The 2,666-nt window shown below is 63.8% G+C and carries 2 protein-coding genes; one reads left to right on the forward strand and one right to left on the reverse strand.

Annotated elements, in window-relative coordinates; genetic code table 11:
• Positions 1-2,086, forward strand: a 2,086-nt coding sequence (locus AC1DLB_RS27120) for a ribonuclease E domain-containing protein (protein WP_477786014.1), incomplete at its 5' end; no start/stop codon positions are given.
• A gap of 91 nt (positions 2,087-2,177) precedes the next feature.
• On the opposite strand, the gene AC1DLB_RS27125 is transcribed toward AC1DLB_RS27120, so the two are convergent.
• Positions 2,178-2,666 (reverse strand): nucleotidyltransferase family protein (locus AC1DLB_RS27125; RefSeq protein ID WP_477786015.1); only part of this gene is annotated, 489 nt, incomplete at its 5' end.

Raw genomic sequence — 2,666 nt, forward strand, 5'->3', positions numbered from 1 at the left:
CGTGCAAGTCGGTCGCATCTCGCGCTTCGGCCTGCTGGAAATGTCCCGTCAGCGCCTGCGTCCATCGCTGGGCGAAAGCAGCGGCATCGTTTGCCCGCGTTGCAACGGCACCGGCATCATCCGTGACGTTGAATCGCTGTCGCTGGCGATCCTGCGCCTGATCGAAGAAGAAGCCCTGAAAGACCGCACCGCCGAAGTTCGCGCACAAGTGCCGATCCCGGTGGCAGCGTTCCTGCTCAACGAAAAACGCAACTCGATCACCAAGATCGAACTGCGCACCCGCGCCCGCATCGTCATTCTGCCGAACGATCACCTCGAAACGCCGCACTTCGAAGTTCAGCGTCTGCGTGATGACAGCCCGGAAGCCAGCATCAACCAGTCCAGCTACGAGATCGCTGCTGCCGCTGCGGAAGTCGAAGAAGTCCAGCCAGCCGCCGCGACCCGCACCCTGGTTCGCCAGGAAGCCGCAGTCAAGACTGCACCGGCTCGCGCCAATGCTCCGGTGCCGACCGAAGTCGTCGCCGCCCCAGTAGCTGCACCGGTTGCCGCGCCTGAGCCAAGCCTGTTCAAGGGCCTGGTGAAGTCGCTGATCAGCCTGTTCGCGACCAAGGAAGAGCCAGTTGCGCCGGTCGTGGTTGAAAAACCAGCGACTACCGAGCGCCCTGCCCGCAACGAAGAGCGTCGCAACGGTCGTCAGCAGAGCCGCAACCGTAACGGTCGCCGCGATGAAGAGCGCAAGCCTCGTGAGGAACGTGCACCGCGTGAAGAGCGCGCACCACGTGAGCCACGCGAAGAGCGTCAACCACGCGAAGCCCGCGAAGAAACGCCAGCAGTCGCCCGCGAAGAACGCGCTCCACGTGCCCCTCGTGAAGAACGTGCACCGCGCGCACCGCGCGAAGATCGCAAGCCACGTGGCGATCGTGAAGAACGTCCGGTTCGTGAACTGCGCGAGCCTCTGGATGCCGCTCCGGCCGCCGCTGCCACCGCTGAAGAGCGTCCTGCCCGTCAGCCACGCGAAGAGCGCGCTCCACGCCCACCGCGTGAAGAACGTCAACCACGCACCGAGCAAGCCGCTGCTGCCGCTGCCGAAGAAGAGCTGCCAACCAACGAAGAGCAACTGCAGGAAGATGGTCAGGAAGTCGCCGAAGGCGATCGTCCACGCCGCCGCTCCCGTGGCCAGCGTCGTCGCAGCAACCGTCGTGAGCGTCAGCGCGATGCCAACGGCAACGTGATCGAAGGTTCGGAAGAATCCGAATCCACTGAAAACGCCGAAGCGCCAAGCGCTGCCGATCTGGCCGCCGGCCTGGCTGTTACCGCAGCCGTTGCCAGCACCGTGATCAGCGCACCTGCTGAAGCACAAGCMAACGAGCAAGCCGAACGCGCTACTGCTGCCACTCTGGAAACCGCTCCGGTTGAAGCGCCAGTGGTTGAAGCGAGCACGCCGGTGGAAGTCATCGCCGCTCCGGAAATCGAAGTGGCCCCGGCTCGTGAAGCGCGGCCTGAAGTTGAAGCTGCCGCCGAACCAGTGGTTGCTGCAGAACCTGTCGTTGAAGCACCAGTGGCTGAACAGGTACGCGAAGTTCGTGAAGAACAAACCACGTTCAACTGGGTTGCCGAGCCACCGGTTGCTGTCGAAGCTCCAGCGCCAGTCGCTGAGGCTCCGGTTGCTGAAGCCCCAGCGGTTGAAGCCACGGTCTCCGAGCCAGTGGTTGCGGCTGCCGAGCCTGCTCCGCTGCTTGAAGCACCGGTGGTTGCCGAAGCTGCACCCGTGGTCGAAGCCGCCCCTGTCAGCGCTCTGACTCCAAGTGGCCGTGCGCCGAACGACCCGCGTGAAGTACGTCGTCGCAAGCGTGAAGCCGAGCGTCTGCAGAAGGAAGCCGAACTGGCTGCCGCTGCTGCTCCGGCCGCTGCCGAGCCAGCACCGGTTGTTGCTGAAGTCGTCGAGGCAGCCCCTGCCCCGGCCGCTGAAGTGTCTGCCGAGCCGGTTGAATCCGTGATCGACGAAGCACCGCGCTCCGTACAGGAAGCGGTAGAGCAACACGAGCAAGCCCTGGAAAAAGAGCACGAGCCTAAACCCCTCGCCTGATTCCATCGGCCACTAAAAAGCCCCGCCTGGTGATCCCAGGCGGGGCTTTTTTATGTCGGTTGCTTCGCAGGAAAACCGCGATGGCGGTGCATCAGGCGAAGACCAACCTCTCTGGTATGTCCACATCCCACAACACACCCGGATCCTCCACCGCCACCTCGACCACCCTCGCCTGCGCAAACAGTGACTTGGCGCCCTGATCGCCGGTCAGCGCCATCAATCCCGGACCGAAGCTTCGCCCGAACCCCACCGGATGCCCATATTGCCCTTCATGCACCGGCACGCTGATGGTGTCATCCGCAATGGCCGCGACGACCTGCTCAATGCTCGACGGCAGGATAAACGGCATATCCCCCAGCATGATCAGCCAGCCACCGTGGTGCGAACAGGCCGCCACACCCGCCGCAATGCTGTCGCCCAGGCCGGTCGTCTCGATTCGCACAATCTCGCAACCATAAGCCTGCGCCATGCGAATCACTTGCGGGCGGTCCGCGGTGGTGACCAGCACACGCTTCTCGAGTGTGGCTGGCAGATTCACCAGCACCTGCTCGATCATTGAGTGCACGGTGATGCCATCACG

The organism is Pseudomonas sp. 05N434, assembly GCF_056396965.1.